Here is a 19325-nt window from a genome sequence, read left to right as displayed (position 1 = left end):
TAAGCAATACAGTTCAACATCATAACTGGCTATTATTCATCCAGAAGGGCTGCCGAGAGAACGTACACAGTTTCCCAGGAGAAAGGAAGCCATATTCCGGTATTGTCGTCCAGCACTTCGGTAGCCGCTTCGCAGGGAAAAAGTTTATAATCGAATTTGGGATATTTATTGGCCAGGTAACCCGGGTAATAGTAGACTTTCTTCTGATGCCGGGCGTAGTTTATTTTCATTAGCATCAGGAATTTTCCCAAACTATGTTTTCGGTAGTCCGGGTCGTAAAAATTCATGATGCCGGCAATCGTATTCAGGCCATTATCAAAAATACCTACCGCAATTAGTTTACCCTCATCCCGAATCTCAACCATCAGTGTATCAAACACATTTGTTTTGCTTCCATTTAGCAGGCAGGAGTCTATCGATTCGGGAGCATCGAAATTAATAGCGTTTCTATATACACTATACAATGCATTCAATTCATCGGTCAACGCAAATGGCTTAATCGCTACAGAGAATTTTTCATTGGCTCGGAGCAATCGTTGCTGTTTAGGGCCGTAGTACACATTGTCCAGCACGAGACGGAGCCAGTGTACGGAGCAAACTTTGTCTTCGAAAAGCAAATACTGACAGGTAAAAATGTTTTGTTGCATTCGAAAATATCCCCTGCTCAAACAATAATCTAACTGGCTTCCTTTCATCGTCGGGGTGAATAACTTTCTATTTGCAAGATAACGGCAAAACAACTTTACAGCAACGTATTGCTTACTACTTACCCATTAAATATGCCTACAAGCAACCAATCAATTAGTCGTCGTAACTAAAATCAGATTCCAGTCCAAACCGTATTTCTTTCAAATTAGCAATACTTTCCTGAAGTTGACTTGTAGCTGTTTCAATACGTTGTGCATCCGGATGCGTGGCATCGACCTGTGCTTTCAGACTATCGACTTTTACTGAAAGAGAACTTAATTGACTAACCAGGTCTGCCAGGATAGATTTCATTTCTGGATTCATAAACTACTTTGTTGGTTTTGAAAGCCTTACGTAGTACGTAGCGTGTTACGTTCGAGTGAACACGGCTGCGAACGTAACACGCTACGTATATCTCAATGTACTGTTACTTAAAATTGTTTGGTCAAATAAACAAATCGGAGGTTATCTTCGCGGTATGCATCTTCGTTCCGAACACCAGGCATTAGTCGATTTTTTCGCTGAACGCCAACTTCCAACCGGCCCCCAACACGTAAACGACTACAGCGTTTTTTTCAACCTGCCCGCGGCCGTAAATTCCCGGCTTAGCCAACTTCACAGCGACGTAGAAGCTACCCGGAAATCAGCCGCGCTTATGCTTGAAGAAGTAAAAAACTGGCTCAGCGAACAGTCTGCAACCGAATAATACGGCTTTTAAGAAAGTAAAAGCAGGATGAACGTAGCACAGTTATATAAAAAGTAAAATATAACGGCTATTGACCTGACTGGCGGAAACTCCCCTATTCAGTTTTACGTTGTTGTTTAGAATAAGCCTATTACAGCGTGACGACTGAAGAAAAGCCGCAAATCCGTGAAGCCGGACTTACTGATATTGACCTCACAGGCTACGACCAGATTGAAGTACTTGGCGCCCGTGAACACAATCTAAAAAACATTGACGTTACTATTCCTCGCAATAAACTGGTTGTTGTAACCGGCATCAGTGGAAGCGGAAAATCGTCGTTAGCTTTCGATACGATTTATGCCGAAGGTCAACGTCGTTATATGGAAAGTTTCTCGGCCTACGCCCGTTCGTTTATCGGCGATATGGAGCGCCCGGACGTCGATAAGATCAACGGCCTGAGCCCGGTGATTTCCATCGAGCAGAAAACGACCTCGAAGAACCCGCGTTCCACCGTCGGTACCACCACCGAGATTTATGATTTTCTGCGATTGCTGTACGCCCGCGCAGGCGAAGCATTTTCGTACCTGACGGGCCGCAAGATGGAACGCCAGTCGCAAGATCAGATTATCGACACGATTCTGGAACAATACGCCGGGCAAAAACTCACTTTGTTGGCTCCCATCGTAAAAGGTCGGAAAGGGCATTACCGCGAGTTGTTCGTGCAGATTGCCAAAACGGGCTACACCAAAGTGCGGGTCGACGGTGTGGTACAGGAAATCGTACCGAAGATGCAGCTCGACCGGTACAAAATCCACGATATCGAAATTGTCATCGACCGTTTGGTTCCGAAAACAGAAGATCGCTATCGATTGAGTCAGTCTGTACAAACGGCGCTACGTCAGGGAAAAGGCGCGATGCAGATGCTTGATGGAAACAGTACGTTGGTCTATTTCTCACAGAACCTGATGGACCCCGAATCAGGGATTAGTTACGACGAACCGTCGCCTAATACGTTCTCATTCAACTCGCCGTACGGTGCCTGCCCGGTTTGTAATGGTTTAGGCGTTGTTGAAGAGATTACGGAAGAATCGGTCATCCCTGACAAATCACTGAGTATCAGCCGGGGAGCGATTGCCCCCTTAGGCGAATACCGCGAGTTGTGGATTTTCAAGGAAATCGAAGCCATCCTGAAAAAGTACAAGCTGAACCTCACTACGCCCGTCGCAAAATTTCCTGACGATCTGTTACACGCGCTCATGTACGGAACGGAAGATGAAGCGACGGTACCATCGAAAAAATACCCGGGAGAAGATTATTACAGCTTCAAATTCGAAGGAATTGTCAACTTTCTGAAGCGTCAGCAGGAAAACAGCACCGAGAAAATTCAGGAGTGGTTGAAAGACTTTATGGTGGTGAAAACCTGCCCTGAATGCAACGGAGCCCGGTTGAAAAAGGAATCGTTGTATTTCCGCATCGACCACAAAAACATTTCCGAACTGGCTCGCATGGACATTTCGGAATTAACAACCTGGTTTGATGGCCTCGAAACACGACTGAGCGACCGCCAGAACGTAATAGCGAAGGAAATTCTGAAAGAAATTCGCAAACGTATCGGTTTCCTGCTTAACATCGGCCTTGAGTATCTTACACTCGACCGTCCGCTACGTACTTTATCGGGTGGCGAAGCGCAACGTATCAGACTCGCTACGCAGATCGGTACGCAACTGGTTGGCGTTCTGTATATTATGGATGAACCAAGCATCGGTCTACACCAGCGTGATAACGTTAAACTGATTGATTCGCTGAAAAACCTGCGTGATTTGGGCAATACGGTTCTGGTCGTCGAGCACGACAAAGACATGATGCTCGAATCGGATTTTATTCTCGACATTGGTCCCGGCGCCGGTCGACACGGTGGGCAGGTGGTGGGCATCGGCACACCCGAAGAATTCCTGAGAAATGGGAGTACCACCGCCGATTATCTGAGTGGCCGACGTACCATTGCGGTTCCCACCGAACGACGTAAAGGCAATGGTAAATTCCTGATTATCAAAAACGCAACGGGCCATAACCTGAAGAACGTAACGCTCAAGTTGCCGCTCGGCCGCATGGTTACAATTACGGGCGTATCGGGAAGCGGCAAATCGTCACTGATTCACGAAACACTGTTTCCGGTATTAAATCGCCACTTCTATAAATCGAAGCGCGAACCACTGCCGTTTAAAACGGTAGAAGGTCTGGAACATCTCGATAAAGTAATTGAAGTGGATCAGTCGCCCATTGGCCGGACGCCCCGCTCGAATCCCGCTACGTATACGGGGATGTTTTCGGAGATCCGTACCTTGTTTGCCGAACTGCCCGAAGCTAAAATCCGGGGTTATAAACCGGGGCGGTTCTCGTTTAACGTAAAAGGTGGTCGTTGCGAAGATTGTGAGGGAGCGGGCATGAAGAAAATCGAAATGGAGTTCCTTCCCGACGTACATGTCATGTGCGAAACCTGCAAAGGCAAGCGCTTCAACCGCGAAACGCTGGAGGTACGTTTCAAAGGAAAATCCATTGCCGACGTACTGGATATGACCGTTGAGCAAGCGCTGGATTTCTTCGCCAGTCAACCTAAAATACTACGTAAAGTTCAGACGCTGAACGATGTAGGGCTCGGCTACATTACGCTCGGTCAACACGCCACTACGTTGTCGGGTGGTGAAGCGCAACGCGTAAAACTTGCCGAAGAATTGTCGAAAAAAGACACGGGCAAGACGATGTACATCCTTGATGAACCGACGACTGGTCTTCATTTTCAGGACATTGCGCACCTGCTGGACGTATTGAACAAGCTAGCTGACAAGGGTAATACCGTGTTAATTATCGAGCACAATCTAGACGTGATTAAAGTCTCCGATCACCTTATTGACCTTGGTCCAGAAGGTGGTAACAAAGGTGGTAACATCATCGCTGAAGGGACTCCCGAAAAGGTCGCATCCGTAAAAGGAAGCTATACAGGCCATTTTTTGAAGATGGAGTTAGCGGGGTAGACAAACGTTACGTGTCCTGTTTTCGTTGGTCTTAAAACAACCTGCGAAATTGACGTATGCGTAACCCATTTTTTTATGTTTTACTGCTGGTACTGGTCGTTCTGGACGGCTGGCTACTGGCTCACCCCAATCTGATTGGTCAGGCTGGGGTTTTCTTTTTTGAGTACACCGCTATCGAAACCTTTCCGAAAGCTTTAGGCACCGTTTCTGCTGTAGTGGGTGTGTCTCTGTTAATTAGTTGGTTATTGGGTCGGTTGAGTCAACCGGTAGCCATTGGAGCCACAGTCGCTATACTGGCCTTCTCTGCCTACTACTTATTCCAGAGTTTCACCCAATACAATACGGGAATTTATAAACTAACAGGGGCTGGTTTTCGGGCCGGGGCTATTTTGCTACCGGGCTTGCTAGTGCTGGTGTTTGGCAAAGGGGTTTGGGATGCCGTACTAAATAGACGTAGCAGTTAGTTATACATCCTTCTAATTTCTAATTGTAGCTCGGCGGTGAACGTCCGGGCTATAACTTTTTACGTATTTTTGGCTCTTTGCACTTCATCCATGAAACAACTGTACACATTTCTGCTTTTCCTACCAATATCACTTTTTGCCCAGACAACATACCTCCTAAAACCCGACCGCGTTTTCGATGGTGAAGCTGTTCACGAGGGCTGGGTGGTCCGTGTGAGGGGTGATAAAATTGAAGCGGTTGGTCCTGCTACGTCGGTTTCGGGAAGCGGGGCGGAACTTATTGAACTGAAAGGCACTACGTTGCTCCCCGGCTTAATCGAAGGCCATTCGCACCTACTCCTACATCCCTACAACGAGACGACCTGGGATGATCAGGTATTGAAAGAAGCCCGTTCGTTACGTGTGGCCCGCGCTACGATACACGCCCAGAAAACCCTGATGGCTGGCTTCACAACGGTACGTGACTTAGGCACTGAAGGCGCTGATTACGACGATGTTGGCCTAAAACAGGCGATTAATCAGGGCATTATTCCGGGTCCAAGGATGATTGTGGTGACGCGGGCGCTTATCGCAACTGGAAGTTACGCACCTAAAGGGTTTAGCCCCGATGTGAACGTACCACAAGGCGCCGAAGAAGCCGATGGACACGATGCGTTGATTCAGGCGGTCCGTCGGCAGATTGGCAAGGGCGCCGATGCCATCAAAATCTACGCCGATTACCGATGGGGGCTCATGGCAGATGCACAGCCAACCTATACCGTCGATGAAATCAAACTTATTGTTGAGGTCGCCAAAAGCAGCGGGCGACCGGTGGTTGCGCATGCTGGTACGGCCGAAGGGATGCGCCGAGCCATTCTGGGAGGCTGCGAAACCGTTGAACATGGCGATGCCGGTACGCCTGAAATTTTTGCGCTGATGAAGCAACACGGTACGTCCCTCTGCCCTACCCTCGCGGCTGGCGATGCGGTTAGTCAGTATCGCGGTTGGAAAAAAGGACAGGAAGCCGAGCCGGAACGTATCAAAAAGAAACGTGTTACGTTCCGGCAGGCGCTCGATGCTGGCGTAACTATTTGTGCCGGGGGCGATGTGGGCGTGTTCAGCCACGGCGATAACGCTCGCGAATTAATCATGATGGTCGACTACGGCATGAAACCCCTCGACGTACTACGTTCCGCTACGTCCGTTAATGCCGATACGTTCCACACCACCGACCGGGGACGTATTAAAGCAGGACTGCTGGCCGATTTAGTTGCGATAGAAGGTGATCCTACCCGAACCATATCCGACTTATATCGTGTTAAATCAGTAATGAAAGGTGGCGTTTTTTTCAAACGGTAGACGCAAATCTTATGGACGAACGTCACTGTTACAGCTTAATATAAATGTAATGTGGCTTTTTTATGGGGTTTTCATTCGTCGTTTGGAATTTTGGGCTAATTTCGCCGGACCGGTACGCCGGTAAATTTGTCGGATAACTTCATCAGGGTCTTTTGAGTTAATACGTTAGCTCACCTGCTGGAAATTATCTTAGTACGTAACCAATCACCCGTTTATTACCTCTGATTAACTATACCCTGTTTTTTATGGCAAATACCGCTGAGTTAACTGTCGATGGTAAGTCCTATTCATTCCCGACCTTGGAGGGAACCGAACACGAAAAAGCTTTCGACATCTCGAATCTGCGTGATCAGACCGGCTACGTAACGTTAGACCGGGGTTATAAAAATACTGGTGCCACTAAAAGCGCCATTACGTTCCTGGATGGAGAAGAGGGTATTTTACAGTATAGGGGGTATGCCATTGAAGATTTAGCGGCCAAAGCGTCATTTCTGGAAGTAGCATACCTACTCATTTACGGCGAACTGCCTAGTAAAGAGCAATATACAACTTTTGAAACCGCTGTTCGTCGGCACACGCTGGTGAATGAAGACATGCGGAAAATATTCGATGGTTTTCCCGTAAAAGCGCATCCTATGGGCGTGCTGGCGTCGCTGGTTAGCGCCATGAGTGCCTTTTATCCCGATATTGAAGGTAGTTCCGAAGAAGATAAAACCGACCAGCACATCATCCGGTTGCTGGCCAAATTACCTACGATTGCTACGTGGTCGTATAAGCGTTCGCTGGGCCACCCGATGAATTACCCCAAAAACCAGCTCGATTACATTCCGAATTTCCTGAACATGATGTTCTCGCTGCCGGTCGAAGATTACCAAATCGACCCGGTTGTTGTAGAAGCATTAAATGTACTGCTCATTCTTCACGCCGATCACGAGCAAAACTGTTCGACGTCGACGGTACGTCTGGTAGGTTCGTCGCAGGCCAATATTTATTCGTCTATTTCGGCGGGTATCAGTGCTTTATGGGGCCCACTACACGGTGGTGCGAACCAGGAAGTAATTGAGATGCTTGAAGCTATCCGCGCCGACGGAGGTGATGTAAGCAAATACGTTGACATGGCGAAAAACGCGAAAACAACCGGTTTCCGCCTGTTTGGTTTTGGTCACCGCGTTTATAAAAATTTCGACCCTCGCGCCAAAATCATCAAAAAAGCCGCCGACGACGTATTGAGCAAGCTTGGTGTAAACGACCCGGTTCTGGAAATTGCCAAAGGTCTCGAAGAAGCCGCCTTGCACGACGAGTATTTCATCTCTCGCAAACTGTATCCAAACGTCGATTTCTATTCAGGTATCATTTACCGAGCTCTGGGTATTCCGACGAACATGTTCACTGTGATGTTCGCAATTGGCCGCTTACCGGGCTGGATTGCGCAATGGAAAGAAATGCGTGAACAGAAAGAGCCGATTGGCCGTCCGCGTCAGATTTACACAGGTGCTACGTTACGAGAATTTACCCCGCTCTCTGAGCGATAATTACATTACCCAATCTAACTAACCATGTTTGCAACGCCAATCGGGAATTCCGGTTGGCGTTGTTTTGTATTACGCTTACCGTCTGCGTTTTAAACTAAAATAGCTGACTATCAGTGATCAGTCAGCTATCCTACAATCCAACCTATTTTATTAACCTTTGATTTTACTCGAACAGCCAGTCAATATTCTTCTTGCTACCTGCCAGGCCAGCGTCGTAAATGGGGATTTCCTGAGTTCCGTCCATAAAGCCGAGCAACAGACAAGCTCCCTTACCCAGATTTAGCGTATGCTGGCCGGGTTTGAACGAATACGCATGAACATTGACGGGCGGTAATCCATCAACCAGAATGGCGTTTGAAATTTTGATTTCCGACTGGCCGTAATCGTTGGCGCTGGCGTCGGTTTCGAGTTCGGGAGCGGGCAGGTATTTTGGATTCTTCTCGTTGAAAAAGCCGACCAGGAGTTTCACCGGTTGCGTGGTCGAAAACGTCAAACTGGTACGTTCCGACTGGAGTTTGGCTTTCGACAATTTCAATCCTTTCAACTGCTTCAGTTCAGGTGCTACGTCACGAATAGTGACCGACGTATCAGCAAAAACACGCTGGCCTTTTTCGAGCGAATACGTATCAACCTGAGGACTTTGCAACGTAACAGTGGCGGATTTCAACGTAACGGGCTCTTTGGCAACGGCCGGTCCGTCGTTACTGTTGCTGGTCGTTTTCAGCGAATCGATTACGTGCTTAAAACGACTCAGTTCTTTCTGATATACCGGCAGCATTTCCTCCCAGGTTTTATACGTACCATCCACACCCCGCATCGGAATTTTGCGCTGTTTGGTCTGCATACTATTGGCATACAGATACGTATCGCGCGTCAGGTTTGTTAATTCCGTGAAATGCTTCACGCTACTTTCAAGCAAGGGTACGGCTTTTTCCAGATCGCGAACGTCGTTGGAATATTTATAACGTAGCACGGCCACCGCAGCGCGGGCTTTCTGGGCGTAGAAATTGGCTAGTTCATTCTGGCAATACACATCGTTTTTCAACCGGTCAAACTCCGCCTTCTCTTTCGTCACCGAACCAGTTGCTTTATCAATAGCCGCTACTGCTTTTTTACCATGTTCGATTACTTCGTCGGCAACTTTCGGAGGTGTTTCGCCAATGTGACTTTGCTTGTTCCAATCCTTTTCGGCGTAATCAATAATCATCTCACCTTCAGGAGCCTCCGATTCGTACATCAGCGTGAATAGTCCATAGCGAAATGGATTGATGAGTTGCGTCATGAGCATGCCCAGCGTCAGCGTTTGTCGGTTCCCATCGGTGATGCCGTAGCGACGTAGCAATTTGGGTTCAATCTCGCCGGCTTGTTCGTAGGCCTCCAGTACGTCTTTGCCTTTTTCCAGGGAAAAACCGTATTTGTCAGCCAGTTGCTTACCCCAATACGTTAGTTCTTCGTTGCGGTTACGATTTGCTTTCCAGGCGTAGCGTGCCCAGTTTTTATACCAGATCCAGTCGCGATCTAGTTGAAGCAATCGCGGACTTGTTTTATCGGCGGTGTACGGCCAATCCCAATAGGATGCCTGCGGATAGAGATGCAATCCGTTGGCTCCGTATATGTTGTGCATAGCCTGCACAGACTTCTGAATAAAATCAGCAGAACCATAGCGAAAGGGCTCCAGATTGGCCAGAATGTGCACATTTTCTATTTGTACCGTACCAATACTACTCAAGGTTCGATGCAGTTCGGCCCATTTTCCGCGCGGCTCATACGTAGTGAGAGCTTCGCCGTTGAACTTGGCTTCGGTATATAGATTTTTGTACAACGGCAGAGCCGCTTTCATCACGCGGGGCGCATCGGTATCATGGGCACGAAGCACAATTGGCGGCTCCGACGTTTTACCCAGCGCTTTCAGGCCATCTTTCACACCCGGAATAATTGTTTGCGTAAACCAATCTACATCGTCCTGGCCAACGCCTTCCATCGCTTCACCCAGCGCAATCAGTAAACCAACATTTGGATACTTCTCAACGAAGGCCGCAATCGACTTGCGGGTATAATCGGCAATGAGCGGAACGATTGGACGGTTTCGGTCCTGCGTTTTGATTTTGTGGTGTTCGGCGAAAGGTTTCGAGACGATAATATTGTAGAACATCTGGATAACCCAAATGCCACGTTTGTCAGCCTCTTCGGTCAGAAACCGAAACATTTCTTCGTTCTTTTTGAACGTAGCATCATCGACCTCCACCGCATACGGATACTCTTTCAGACGAACCAGCGACGCAAACGGGTGCCCATTCCACAAATACAGCGAATTGAACCGATTCTCAACCATCATGTCCAGATACCTGATCCACAATGCTTTATCATACAGCCACGGAAACGTTTCGGGCGTATACGGGTACTCATACACATCGCGACCGGGCAAATACGTCGGTTTTTGCACGCCTATACACGTACCACGCAGCACCATTTCAGGACTGTCGGTCAGGTTGATTGTTTGAGGAAGTTTGCCCGCATTTTTCACCTGTTCAGCTAACTCCAGACAGCCATACAGCACACCCGACGGATCGTTGCCATTCAGCAGCATCGGCTGTTGGCCATCTTTCCGGATCGAAAATCCCTCTTTTTTCAAATCTTTCCCCGAACTCAGGCTAACATAGATTTGATAATCATTAGTTTTTTTTGGGATTTGCGGATTAACTATAACTGAATATCCTGCTTCCTGAACGGCCCGTTTAAGCTTTTCAACACCGTACGTTACGCGAACATGGCTAGCCGACGGAAGGGAAATGACGACGCGTTGGCCCTTTTTCGTGTTGGACTGCGCTAGGACAGGCAACACGGATAGGCTTGCATAGGTGAATAGAAGCAGAAAGCAATAAGACAGACGGTTCATGCTGGCTACCAAAAGATTAGGAGGTTATGGTAGGTACAAACTTACGCGTTTGCCCCTACCCTAACCTCCATCATTTTCTCTGAAAATTGTACAATGTTTGCTGGCTAATAGCCCGGATTCTGCGCAAATTCACCCTTGTTCGTTACCGCATCGACCTCGCTTTGTGGAATAGGACGTACTACGTGGTATGTCTGGATATTGGGAGCGGCATCGGGGTTGTATTTTTTCACCCGTTCTACCAGTTTATTCGTCCGTTTCAGATCAAACCAACGTACCTGTTCGCCAGCCAATTCGCGGGCGCGTTCGTCAAGAATGAAATCGAGCGTTACGTCGGCGGCCGCTACACGCATGTTCGCCTGCTTGCCGGGAACGGCGGCCCGCGTCCGAATCTCATTAACGTAGTAAGCCGCCGAATCCTTTTTGCCCAGATTCAACTGAGCTTCAGCCGCTAACAGGTACACTTCACCTAATCGTAAAATATAGGCATCCCGTGCACTTTCGATGGTGGCATCCGTGGCCCGGGTCGGATCGTCAAATTTCTGAAGTGATACGTAGTGGAACCGGTCGTTTGGCGTTCCATCCGCTTTGTACACATCGTTTATGTCGTAAATCTTGTATTTTTTCGACTGCCGGAACGCGGTCGTCACCGGATATTTCGTCGTCAGGATGGCCGTATCGCCTACGTTAATGCCCGCCGGACGTTTCGTTGCATCCGTTTCATTTGCCTTCCATGCTGATTTGAACGTAGCGTTGTAGCGCGAATCGTTGGCATCATCGAACAGATTGAGGAGAAATTTCGTCGGCATATAGCGCACGTTTGGAAAGCCGTTCGCTACGTCACGTTTCATACCGGGTTGGGTGTTGTACTCCATTAAATACAGCGTGTGGCTCACATTACTACCCGCATTAAACGCCAGATTTGTCGAGTAATTGACTGCCCAGAGTACTTCCGTATTTTGCTGATTCGTAAACGTCCACAGATTGGCGTAGGTGGGCAACAGTTTGTAGTTATAGCCTGTAATAACCTTTTTGGCGTAGTTGCTCGCTTCCTGATTTTTACCCCGCGTCAGGTATACCTTCGCCAGAAACGCTTCGGATGCCGGACGCGTGATACGTCCATATTCCGTAGTAGTTGTTGGAATGGCTGTAACGGCAAACTGAAGGTCTTGAAGAATCTGGTCGTAAACCGCATCGACCGACGCACGAGTCGCCGTTGTTTCAATACTTTCGGTGGGTTCTAACCGAAGCGGTACCGGACCAAAACTTTCTACCAGCATGTAGTAATACCAGGCACGCAGAAACCGGGTTTCGCCTTCCAGTTCCTTCTGACGCGCTGCGTTTACGCCCGCCGTTGGCAGGTATTTCATTACGTTGTTCGCCAGGTTGATAGCCGCGTAGCACTGCTGCCACATCCGGCTTTTTACCCAGACGTTGTCGGTTGTCAGGCCCTGATACGTTGTGAGCGATAACTGAGGAAAAATACCGTTCGCGCCAGAGGTGTTGTTGTTGGCCGCATTGGTCCAGATATCGGTGCCCATTTCCATGAGGCCGTGACCTTCCTCTTTCCCGTAGAAATAGCGGTTGTACGTATAGATTCCGTTGACACCAGCTTCGATGCCTTCGGATGTCGTAAACAGACTCTGAGCGGTTGATCCCGCCGGGTTGTATTCCTGCAAATCTTCGGTGCAGGACAGCAACGTAGCAGCGAGGGCTAGCAAGGGGATGTATTTTATGAATGTTTTCATGTTTTAAAGAGTGAATGAGCAATTTCAAAGAGCGAAAGAGTGAATGAGTGAATGAGTGTATTTTCAGCACTATCGCTCTTTCACTCTTTCATTCTTTCGCTCTTTAAAATTGCTCTTTAAAAACCAAGGTTTAAGCCAAATACGTATAGTTTCGTCAACGGCTGATCGATAACACCCTCGTTTTCAGGATCGAAATCTTTCAGGTTTGAGAACCAGGCGAGGTTTCGGCCTGATACGTATAGCCGCAGGTTGTCGACTTTAAATTTGTTCGTTATCGTTTTCGGGAACGTGTAGCCTAATGTTACGTTCCGAAGTTTGGCGAACGAAGCCTGCCGTTCGGTCAGCGTCGTTACGTAGGTGGAGCTCCGGGTTGCGTTGGGACGAGGGTAATCGTTGGTAGGATTTTCAGGTGTCCAGTAATCGATGCTGGCGCCGTTGTTGCCCCCGTTCCGGTTATACTTGGCGTAGTAGTCCGAACTGATCCACTGTCCCACGCGAGCGATAAACAATACGTTCAGATCGAAGCCTTTGAACCGAATGTCGTTGCCCAAACCGCCCGTCCACGATGGTACGCGCGAACCGATAATCGTTCGATCCAGACCACTGATTTTACCATCGTTGTTCAGGTCGGCAATCTTTATATCGCCGGGAATTGCGCCGTATTTAGCCGCTTCTGATTCTTCACCCAACTGCCAGATACCCAACTTTTTATAGTCATAATAAATCTGTGAGGGCTGCCCCTGGATAAGCGAGTTGCGGTAGTCGTCGGCTATTACGTCGCCTTGGGGCAACGTAACGATACGTTCCTGGTTGCGGGCAAACGTCAGGTTGGTCGACCAGCTATAATCTTTCCGGCGCATCGTCTGCGTCGTGATACCAATCTCAATCCCCCGGTTTCGAGTCTTGCCAATGTTGCGGTTCACCGTCGTTACGCCCGTGAGCAGCGGCAGCGTATACGGGAAAATAAGATCGTTGGTACGCGCGTCGTAATAGTCGATGTTGGCCGTAATGCGGTTGTCGAGCAGCCCTATGTCCAGACCGACGTCGGCCGTAGTAGTCAGCTCCCACTTTAGATCCTGATTGCCAATGGTTTGGTTAATCAGGTAAGCGTTGGCCGCATTCGCGTCGTTGTAGGCAAACGAAACCGTGGCGAGTGAATTTTGCGTAGCGTACGGGTTAATTACGTCGTTACCCGAAACGCCATAACTGGCCCGCAGTTTCAGATCGGTTACGAATTTCTGCTGCTGCATGAACGATTCGTCGCTGATACGCCAGCCCAGTCCTACCGAAGGGAAGAAAGCCCATTTATGTCCCTCGCCCAGTTTGGACGAACCATCGCTACGTCCCGTAACGGTCAGCAAATATTTATCCTTGAAGCTATAATTGACGCGACCCGTAAATGAAATCAACTTGTTCTGGCTGTACGTGCTTCCGTAAAATGGGTTCTGATTGGCCGCAGCCAGGTTATAAAAATACTGCGCCGGTATCAACTGGTTGTTGCCGCCCGCGAAACTCGATGTATTGGTAAACGTCAGGTAACTGGTTACGCCCGTAATTGTGAACGAATGATCCTGAATGGCGCGTTTATAAGTCAATACGTTCTCCCAGCTCAGGTTGCGGCTCTGGTTACTGGTAACCGACGCTTGCGACTTGGTACCCGCTCCGTCGATGGTATTTCGTCCGTAGTAACTTCCTAATTCGTTGGTCGAGAAAATGGCGCCCAGCGTCGAGCGTAGCGTAAACCCTTCAAAAGGACGCAGTTCGAGGTAGGTCGACAGCGTACCGCGATTGATTTTATTGTTCCGTTTATAAGCGTTCGGTTGCTCGTCGGCCAGCGGGTTGATGACGGTTCCACCCAATGGAAACGGAATAAAATTGCCGTTTTCGTCGTAAGGAGTGCCTAGTGGTGGAATGTTCGACGCACGGTTGAATGGGTCCCGACGAACATCGTTGTCGATATAAGCGAGCTGGGCCTGAATACCGGCGGTAACCCAGTTATTAATGGTCTGATCGACGTTGATACGTGCCGAATACCGCTTGAATTCATCCAGTCGAAGGATTCCCTTTTCGTTGTAATACCCAACCGAGAAATAGATTTTGGTCTTATCCGTACCGGCGGTAATGCCAAGCTGATGATCCTGCTGAAACCCAGGTTTCAGCAACAGTTTGGGCCAATCCGGAAACTGCTGTTTCTGAATGGCATCCAGTTGAAGCGCGTTAAAAATCTTTGAATCGTCGGCCGGACTACTCCACGTACCCGATGCCCGGTACGCTTCACGCCGGAACGCAATGTATTCAGGACCAGTCATAAACTGACCATAACCCGCAACTTCCGAGATACCCGCGTACCCGTTGTAGCTCAATTTGGCTTTGCCACTGCTGCCGCGTTTGGTCGTAATAATAATAACGCCATTAGCTCCCCGAGACCCGTAAATCGCGGTTGAAGAAGCGTCTTTCAATACGTCGATGGAAGCAATATCGTTTGGGTTAATGTCGTTCGCGTTGACGCCCTGGACGCCATCGACAATATACAGTACGTTGTTCGAGCTGCTCGGATTGGCAATCGAGCGGTTCCCACGAATACGGATGGAGGCATTGGCGCCAGCGTACCCACTGTTGCGTGTGATGTCAGCCCCCGGAATTTTCCCCTGAAGCGCTTCCACTGGCGATGTTACCGGCAATTTAACAGTCTCGTCACCTTTGATCGATACGACTGAACCGGTCAAATCGCGCTTGCGCTGCGTACCGTAACCCACAACAACCACTTCGTTTAATTGCTTGCTATCGGTAGCCAGCGTTACGTTCACTTCCGATTGAGTTCCAATAGCTACCTCCTGTGAAAGATAGCCTACGAAACTGAACACCAACGTAGTAGCCGCTTCTGGAATAGTCAGCTGGTACGTACCATTTTGGTCGGTTGTCGTTCCCTGACTCGTGTTTTTGATAACGACGCTCACGCCCGGCAAACCCTGTCCGTTTTCATCTTTCACAGTTCCGCGAATGGGTCGGTCGGCTGTTGTCTGTGCGGACACAGCGGGGATGAGTGACGTAGTGGATATCTTTACTGAGGCCAAAGCCGGTCGCTGTTGAAGGCTGGCAACCGGTTGCGAGGAAGCTATAGTCGAAAAGCCTACTTGGAATAGCCAGAAAAGGCTCAAAAACCAGGTACATATGTATTTCATATTCATATGGTTAAGGAGTTTAACGGAGGAATAGCTTGTTTTACCACGTTGACGTTCAGCGGATTAATGCCCTTAAATAGAAAAATCAGGGAAGCTGTCATTTCACTTCCTTAACGGTTCGATTCTTCGAGTAATAAAAAATGATTGACAAACTTACTTGATTAGCTTAACCTTAATCTCCATCATTTTTTCTAAAAATTGTACAATATTATCATGGTACAACTTTTTGAAAATGTAGGATTTTTCATTGGAGCCTATTTAACTGTGTGAATTCAAATAGTAATATGTATTTACTAAGACCATGTCCTAAATGCGGCTAAAGGAAGTATGGCAAAAACTTCGGAAGGGTTTTGAAGTTTGCTTATCAGATGCCATTCCAAACATGACCATGCCTGCTCCTGATTTAGTGCTACTTATCTATTCAATTTGCATTACCATTGCTTCATTTATTAACCTGATCCGGCTCGACTATTGGTGGATTCGCGTTTGGGACTTTCCGCATTTACAACTTACCGTATTGGCAGCAATTGGTCTGATGGGCTGGCTGGTAGTTGGGCATCATATGGATGGTTTTCTGCTGATTGTTCCTATCGGTTTACTGGCAACGTTGCTGTATCAGTCCTGGCTGATTTACCCCTTTACGCCCTTACACAAGCAGCAAGTCGTCTCATTCTCAGCGTCGAAACGAAATGGTTCAGAAAAAGGCAACACAATCCGGCTTCTGACAGCGAATGTTTTCATGGAAAATACTCAGATGCCTGAGGTTAAAGCGCTAGCGGAGAAACATAAACCGGATATCCTACTCGTGCTGGAAGCAAATCAGAAATGGCAGGATGCGTTGACCGATCTGGAGGAATTTTACCCGCATAGAATCCTGTATCCGCTGGAAAATACGTATGGCATGCTGTTCTATTCCCGTTTTCCGATACGTTCGCACGAACTACGGTTTCTGATTCAGGATGATATTCCGTCGATTTACGCGCAGCTTGAATTACCCTCAGGCCAGCTGATTCATTTTTATGGCGTCCACCCGATGCCGCCAAGCCCTACGGAACATTACCGATCTACAGAACGGGATGCCGAGTTGATTCTGGTGGGGAAAGAAGCACGGACTAAAACCGGCCCGGTCATTGTAGCGGGTGATCTGAACGACGTAGCCTGGTCGCACACGACGCGTTTGTTTCAGCGGGTTAGTGGATTGCTTGATCCGCGGATTGGCCGCGGGCTTTATAATACGTTTCACGCGCGTTACTTTTTTCTGCGCTGGCCGTTGGACCACATTTTCGTTTCCAATCATTTTCAGTTGCAGACCATCCAGCGTTTACCCAACTGCGGCTCGGATCACTTTCCGATGCTGGTTGCACTGACGTATGTAAGTGATCAGGCGCACAAGGACGTAGAAATTCCTCGCCCGGAAGGCGACGATCTGGAAGAAGCGCACGAAAAAATAAACGAAGCGAAAAGCTAAAGAGAAGTCGTAGCAATTTCGCGGATCAGTTCTTCCTGTGAAGACTCAGCAACGGGCAGCTCGCATGCCTGTAATGTTTTGTGCCCTGTAGATCCACAGAAAGTGTAGAATAGTATCACAATGAACTTGTTTAAACTTTCTAAGATAGGTCAAAAAACAGCGTTTTTGTCATTCTGATGTACGAAGAATCTCAAAGGTTCCTCACCTGAGCATTGTGAACCTTGAAGATTCTTCGTACATCAGAATGACAAAAAGTTCTCTATACATAAGCTTAAATAGGTTCAACAGTAAGAAGGCATACTCCCAGCGACGTAATCACGGTTTCCGGCAATCCCACCAGGTATTCCAAAATAATATTCAATCAATAATTATACGTTAACTTCTCAAAAACGTCTGTTTTGGGGGTGTTTAATAGCACTTTAAGAGGGAATGATAATATCCTATACATTGCCGAAAAAATGATATAGATATTGCCGCATTTTATAGGCTTATTTTGAGGGTATAATACAACCCGAATCATAACCTTACCGGCAATTCGCTCAACAGAAATTTCCGACAATGAAAAAACTGATTGCTCCCGTAGTGCTTACCGCCATCCTTTTAGGCAGACAGCCGAGTGCTTTGGCGCAGTATCCGACCATTCCGGCTGATGTTCAGAAGGCAAGCGATGACCTTCTCAAAGAGTCCTGGCGTCAGTCCGATATTGCCTGGGAAAAAGCGAAGCCAATTATTGCGAAAGAAGCGAAGGAGGGAAAACCGTATATCCCCTGGGCAGCCCGTCCGGTCGATCTGCCGCAGGCAAGTATTCCAGCTTTTCCGGGTGCGGAAGGTGGTGGTGCCTATACGTTTGGCGGTCGCGGTGGCAAAGTTATTGTCGTTACGAGCTTGGCCGATAGCGGTCCCGGTACGTTGCGGGAAGCCTGCGAACAAGGGGGCGCACGTACCGTCGTGTTCAACGTAGCAGGGATCATCAAGCTAAAAAGTCCACTGATTATCAGAGCCCCTTACATTACTATCGCTGGACAAACGGCTCCGGGCGACGGCATATGCGTAGCGGGCGAATCGGTTTGGATCAATACGCACGACGTATTGGTTCGGTTTATGCGGTTCCGGCGGGGCGAAACAGGCGTGGGTCGTCGCGACGATTCGATTGGCGGAAACCCAATCGGCAACATCATGATCGATCACGTATCGGCAAGCTGGGGCCTCGACGAAAACATGTCGATGTACCGCCATATGTATAACGACAGCACGGGTAAGACGGTAGAGGAAAAACTACCCACGGTCAATATCACGATTCAGAATTCTATTTTCTCGGAAGCGCTCGATACGTGGAATCACGCTTTCGGCAGTACGTTAGGTGGCGAAAATTGTACGTTCATGCGCAACCTCTGGGCCGACAACGCGGGCCGTAATCCGTCGATTGGCTGGAACGGTATTTTCAACTTTACCAACAACGTTATCTTCAACTGGGTACACCGGTCGATGGACGGGGGCGATTATACGGCTATGTACAATATTATCAACAACTACTACAAGCCTGGCCCCGAAACACCCAAAAATTCGCCCCTCGCCTACCGTATTTTAAAACCCGAATCAGGACGTAGCAAACTACCCTATCGTGTATACGGACGGGCATACGTAGCAGGTAACATCGTTGAAGGAAACGATAAGGTTACGAAAGACAATTGGGACGGTGGTGTTCAGGTTGAAGATCAGGCGAATGCAGGTGAATACACGGCTAATATCAAATGGAAAGAGCCGCTGCCTATGCCCAAACTGACCATCGTAACGGCTAAGCAGGCGCACGACTTTGTGCTGGAAAATGCCGGTGCTACGTTACCCAAACGCGACCCTGTTGATTCACGCATCGTTGAGCAGGTACGTACGGGAAAGATTGCTTATAAAGAAGGAGTTAAATTGCCGGAAACGCAGTTCAAACACCGTCGTTTACCCATCGATTCGTATAAAAACGGTATCATCACCGACCCGATACAGGTAGGTGGTTACCCTGAATATAAAGGCGCACCTTACACCGATTCGGACAAAGATGGCATGCCCGATGCCTGGGAAATCAAGAATGGCCTAAACCCGAAAGACGCGTCTGATGCAAGCCAGGATAAGAACAAGGATGGTTATACCAACATCGAAGAGTATCTGAACAGCGTAGTATCTGTTGCGCAGGTTCGCCCCAGAACGTAGTTGCATAGGCCCCGACAGGCTCCGGCTGTCGGTTGTAGTTACGTAATTATTCGCTATCGCGAATCCGACAGCCGGAGCCTGTCGGAGCCTAATG

At 48.4% G+C, this 19325-nt stretch carries 12 protein-coding genes; 7 read left to right on the top strand and 5 right to left on the bottom strand.

Translation table 11 applies throughout. The annotated features are described in order from the left end of the window. Positions 1–32: 32 nt before the first annotated feature. Together ACYVF1_RS02205 and ACYVF1_RS02200 are read right to left on the bottom strand one after the other, a co-directional pair. Positions 33–695, bottom strand: a complete 663-nt coding sequence (locus tag ACYVF1_RS02205) for an arginine-tRNA-protein transferase (RefSeq protein WP_461075168.1) — start codon at positions 693–695, stop codon at positions 33–35. Positions 696–801: 106 nt separating this feature from the next. Beyond that, positions 802–999 carry a hypothetical protein gene (locus tag ACYVF1_RS02200; RefSeq protein WP_461075166.1) on the bottom strand — a complete coding sequence of 66 codons (198 nt, stop codon included), beginning with the start codon at positions 997–999 and terminating at the stop codon, positions 802–804. Positions 1000–1165: 166 nt separating this feature from the next. Between ACYVF1_RS02200 and ACYVF1_RS02195 the strand changes: the two genes are divergently transcribed. From ACYVF1_RS02195 to ACYVF1_RS02175, 5 genes are all read left to right on the top strand, one after another. Continuing rightward, positions 1166–1393, top strand: coding sequence for a DUF6965 family protein (locus ACYVF1_RS02195; protein ID WP_461075164.1), 228 nt, complete (start codon positions 1166–1168; stop codon positions 1391–1393). A 137-nt stretch (positions 1394–1530) separates the two neighbouring features. Continuing rightward, positions 1531–4404 (top strand): excinuclease ABC subunit UvrA, encoded by a 2874-nt coding sequence (uvrA, locus tag ACYVF1_RS02190; protein WP_461075162.1) that lies wholly within the window; start codon positions 1531–1533, stop codon positions 4402–4404. Positions 4405–4460: 56 nt separating this feature from the next. Further along, positions 4461–4868, top strand: coding sequence for a hypothetical protein (locus tag ACYVF1_RS02185; RefSeq protein ID WP_461075160.1), 408 nt, complete (start codon positions 4461–4463; stop codon positions 4866–4868). Between the two features lie 90 nt (positions 4869–4958). Continuing rightward, positions 4959–6206, top strand: a complete 1248-nt coding sequence (locus ACYVF1_RS02180; protein WP_461075158.1) for a metal-dependent hydrolase family protein — start codon at positions 4959–4961, stop codon at positions 6204–6206. 245 nt (positions 6207–6451) lie between these two features. Beyond that, on the top strand, positions 6452–7738 hold the full coding sequence (locus ACYVF1_RS02175; protein ID WP_461075156.1) for a citrate synthase: 1287 nt from the start codon (positions 6452–6454) through the stop codon (positions 7736–7738). A 163-nt stretch (positions 7739–7901) separates the two neighbouring features. On the opposite strand, the gene ACYVF1_RS02170 is transcribed toward ACYVF1_RS02175, so the two are convergent. The 3 genes from ACYVF1_RS02170 to ACYVF1_RS02160 all read right to left on the bottom strand — a co-directional run bounded on the left by ACYVF1_RS02170 (position 7902) and on the right by ACYVF1_RS02160 (position 15561). After that, positions 7902–10634 carry an alpha-d-galacturonidase gene (locus ACYVF1_RS02170; RefSeq protein WP_461075154.1) on the bottom strand — a complete coding sequence of 911 codons (2733 nt, stop codon included), beginning with the start codon at positions 10632–10634 and terminating at the stop codon, positions 7902–7904. Between the two features lie 104 nt (positions 10635–10738). After that, positions 10739–12379 (bottom strand): RagB/SusD family nutrient uptake outer membrane protein, encoded by a 1641-nt coding sequence (locus ACYVF1_RS02165; protein ID WP_461075152.1) that lies wholly within the window; start codon positions 12377–12379, stop codon positions 10739–10741. 116 nt (positions 12380–12495) lie between these two features. After that, on the bottom strand, positions 12496–15561 hold the full coding sequence (locus ACYVF1_RS02160; protein WP_461075150.1) for a SusC/RagA family TonB-linked outer membrane protein: 3066 nt from the start codon (positions 15559–15561) through the stop codon (positions 12496–12498). A 310-nt stretch (positions 15562–15871) separates the two neighbouring features. Here ACYVF1_RS02160 and ACYVF1_RS02155 point away from each other — a divergent pair, with 310 nt between their 5' ends. Both ACYVF1_RS02155 and ACYVF1_RS02150 read left to right on the top strand, forming a co-directional pair. Continuing rightward, positions 15872–17029 (top strand): endonuclease/exonuclease/phosphatase family protein, encoded by a 1158-nt coding sequence (locus ACYVF1_RS02155; protein ID WP_461075148.1) that lies wholly within the window; start codon positions 15872–15874, stop codon positions 17027–17029. A 558-nt stretch (positions 17030–17587) separates the two neighbouring features. Then, a complete protein-coding gene (locus ACYVF1_RS02150; RefSeq protein WP_461075146.1) occupies positions 17588–19231 on the top strand; it encodes a pectate lyase family protein in 1644 nt (547 codons plus the stop codon). Positions 19232–19325 lie beyond the last annotated feature (94 nt).

Source organism: Spirosoma flavus, assembly GCF_054778555.1.
This window is presented reverse-complemented; position numbering and strand designations above follow the sequence as displayed.

Bases quoted from the DNA above. Each gene is read 5' to 3' on its own strand.
- ACYVF1_RS02205 (WP_461075168.1), bottom strand. From the start codon at position 695: ATGAAAGGAAGCCAGTTAGATTATTGTTTGAGCAGGGGATATTTTCGA.
- ACYVF1_RS02200 (WP_461075166.1), bottom strand. From the start codon at position 999: ATGAAATCTATCCTGGCAGACCTGGTTAGTCAATTAAGTTCTCTTTCA.
- ACYVF1_RS02195 (WP_461075164.1), top strand. From the start codon at position 1,166: ATGCATCTTCGTTCCGAACACCAGGCATTAGTCGATTTTTTCGCTGAA.
- ACYVF1_RS02185 (WP_461075160.1), top strand. From the start codon at position 4,461: ATGCGTAACCCATTTTTTTATGTTTTACTGCTGGTACTGGTCGTTCTG.
- ACYVF1_RS02180 (WP_461075158.1), top strand. From the start codon at position 4,959: ATGAAACAACTGTACACATTTCTGCTTTTCCTACCAATATCACTTTTT.
- ACYVF1_RS02175 (WP_461075156.1), top strand. From the start codon at position 6,452: ATGGCAAATACCGCTGAGTTAACTGTCGATGGTAAGTCCTATTCATTC.
- ACYVF1_RS02170 (WP_461075154.1), bottom strand. From the start codon at position 10,634: ATGAACCGTCTGTCTTATTGCTTTCTGCTTCTATTCACCTATGCAAGC.
- ACYVF1_RS02165 (WP_461075152.1), bottom strand. From the start codon at position 12,379: ATGAAAACATTCATAAAATACATCCCCTTGCTAGCCCTCGCTGCTACG.
- ACYVF1_RS02160 (WP_461075150.1), bottom strand. From the start codon at position 15,561: ATGAAATACATATGTACCTGGTTTTTGAGCCTTTTCTGGCTATTCCAA.
- ACYVF1_RS02155 (WP_461075148.1), top strand. From the start codon at position 15,872: ATGCGGCTAAAGGAAGTATGGCAAAAACTTCGGAAGGGTTTTGAAGTT.
- ACYVF1_RS02150 (WP_461075146.1), top strand. From the start codon at position 17,588: ATGAAAAAACTGATTGCTCCCGTAGTGCTTACCGCCATCCTTTTAGGC.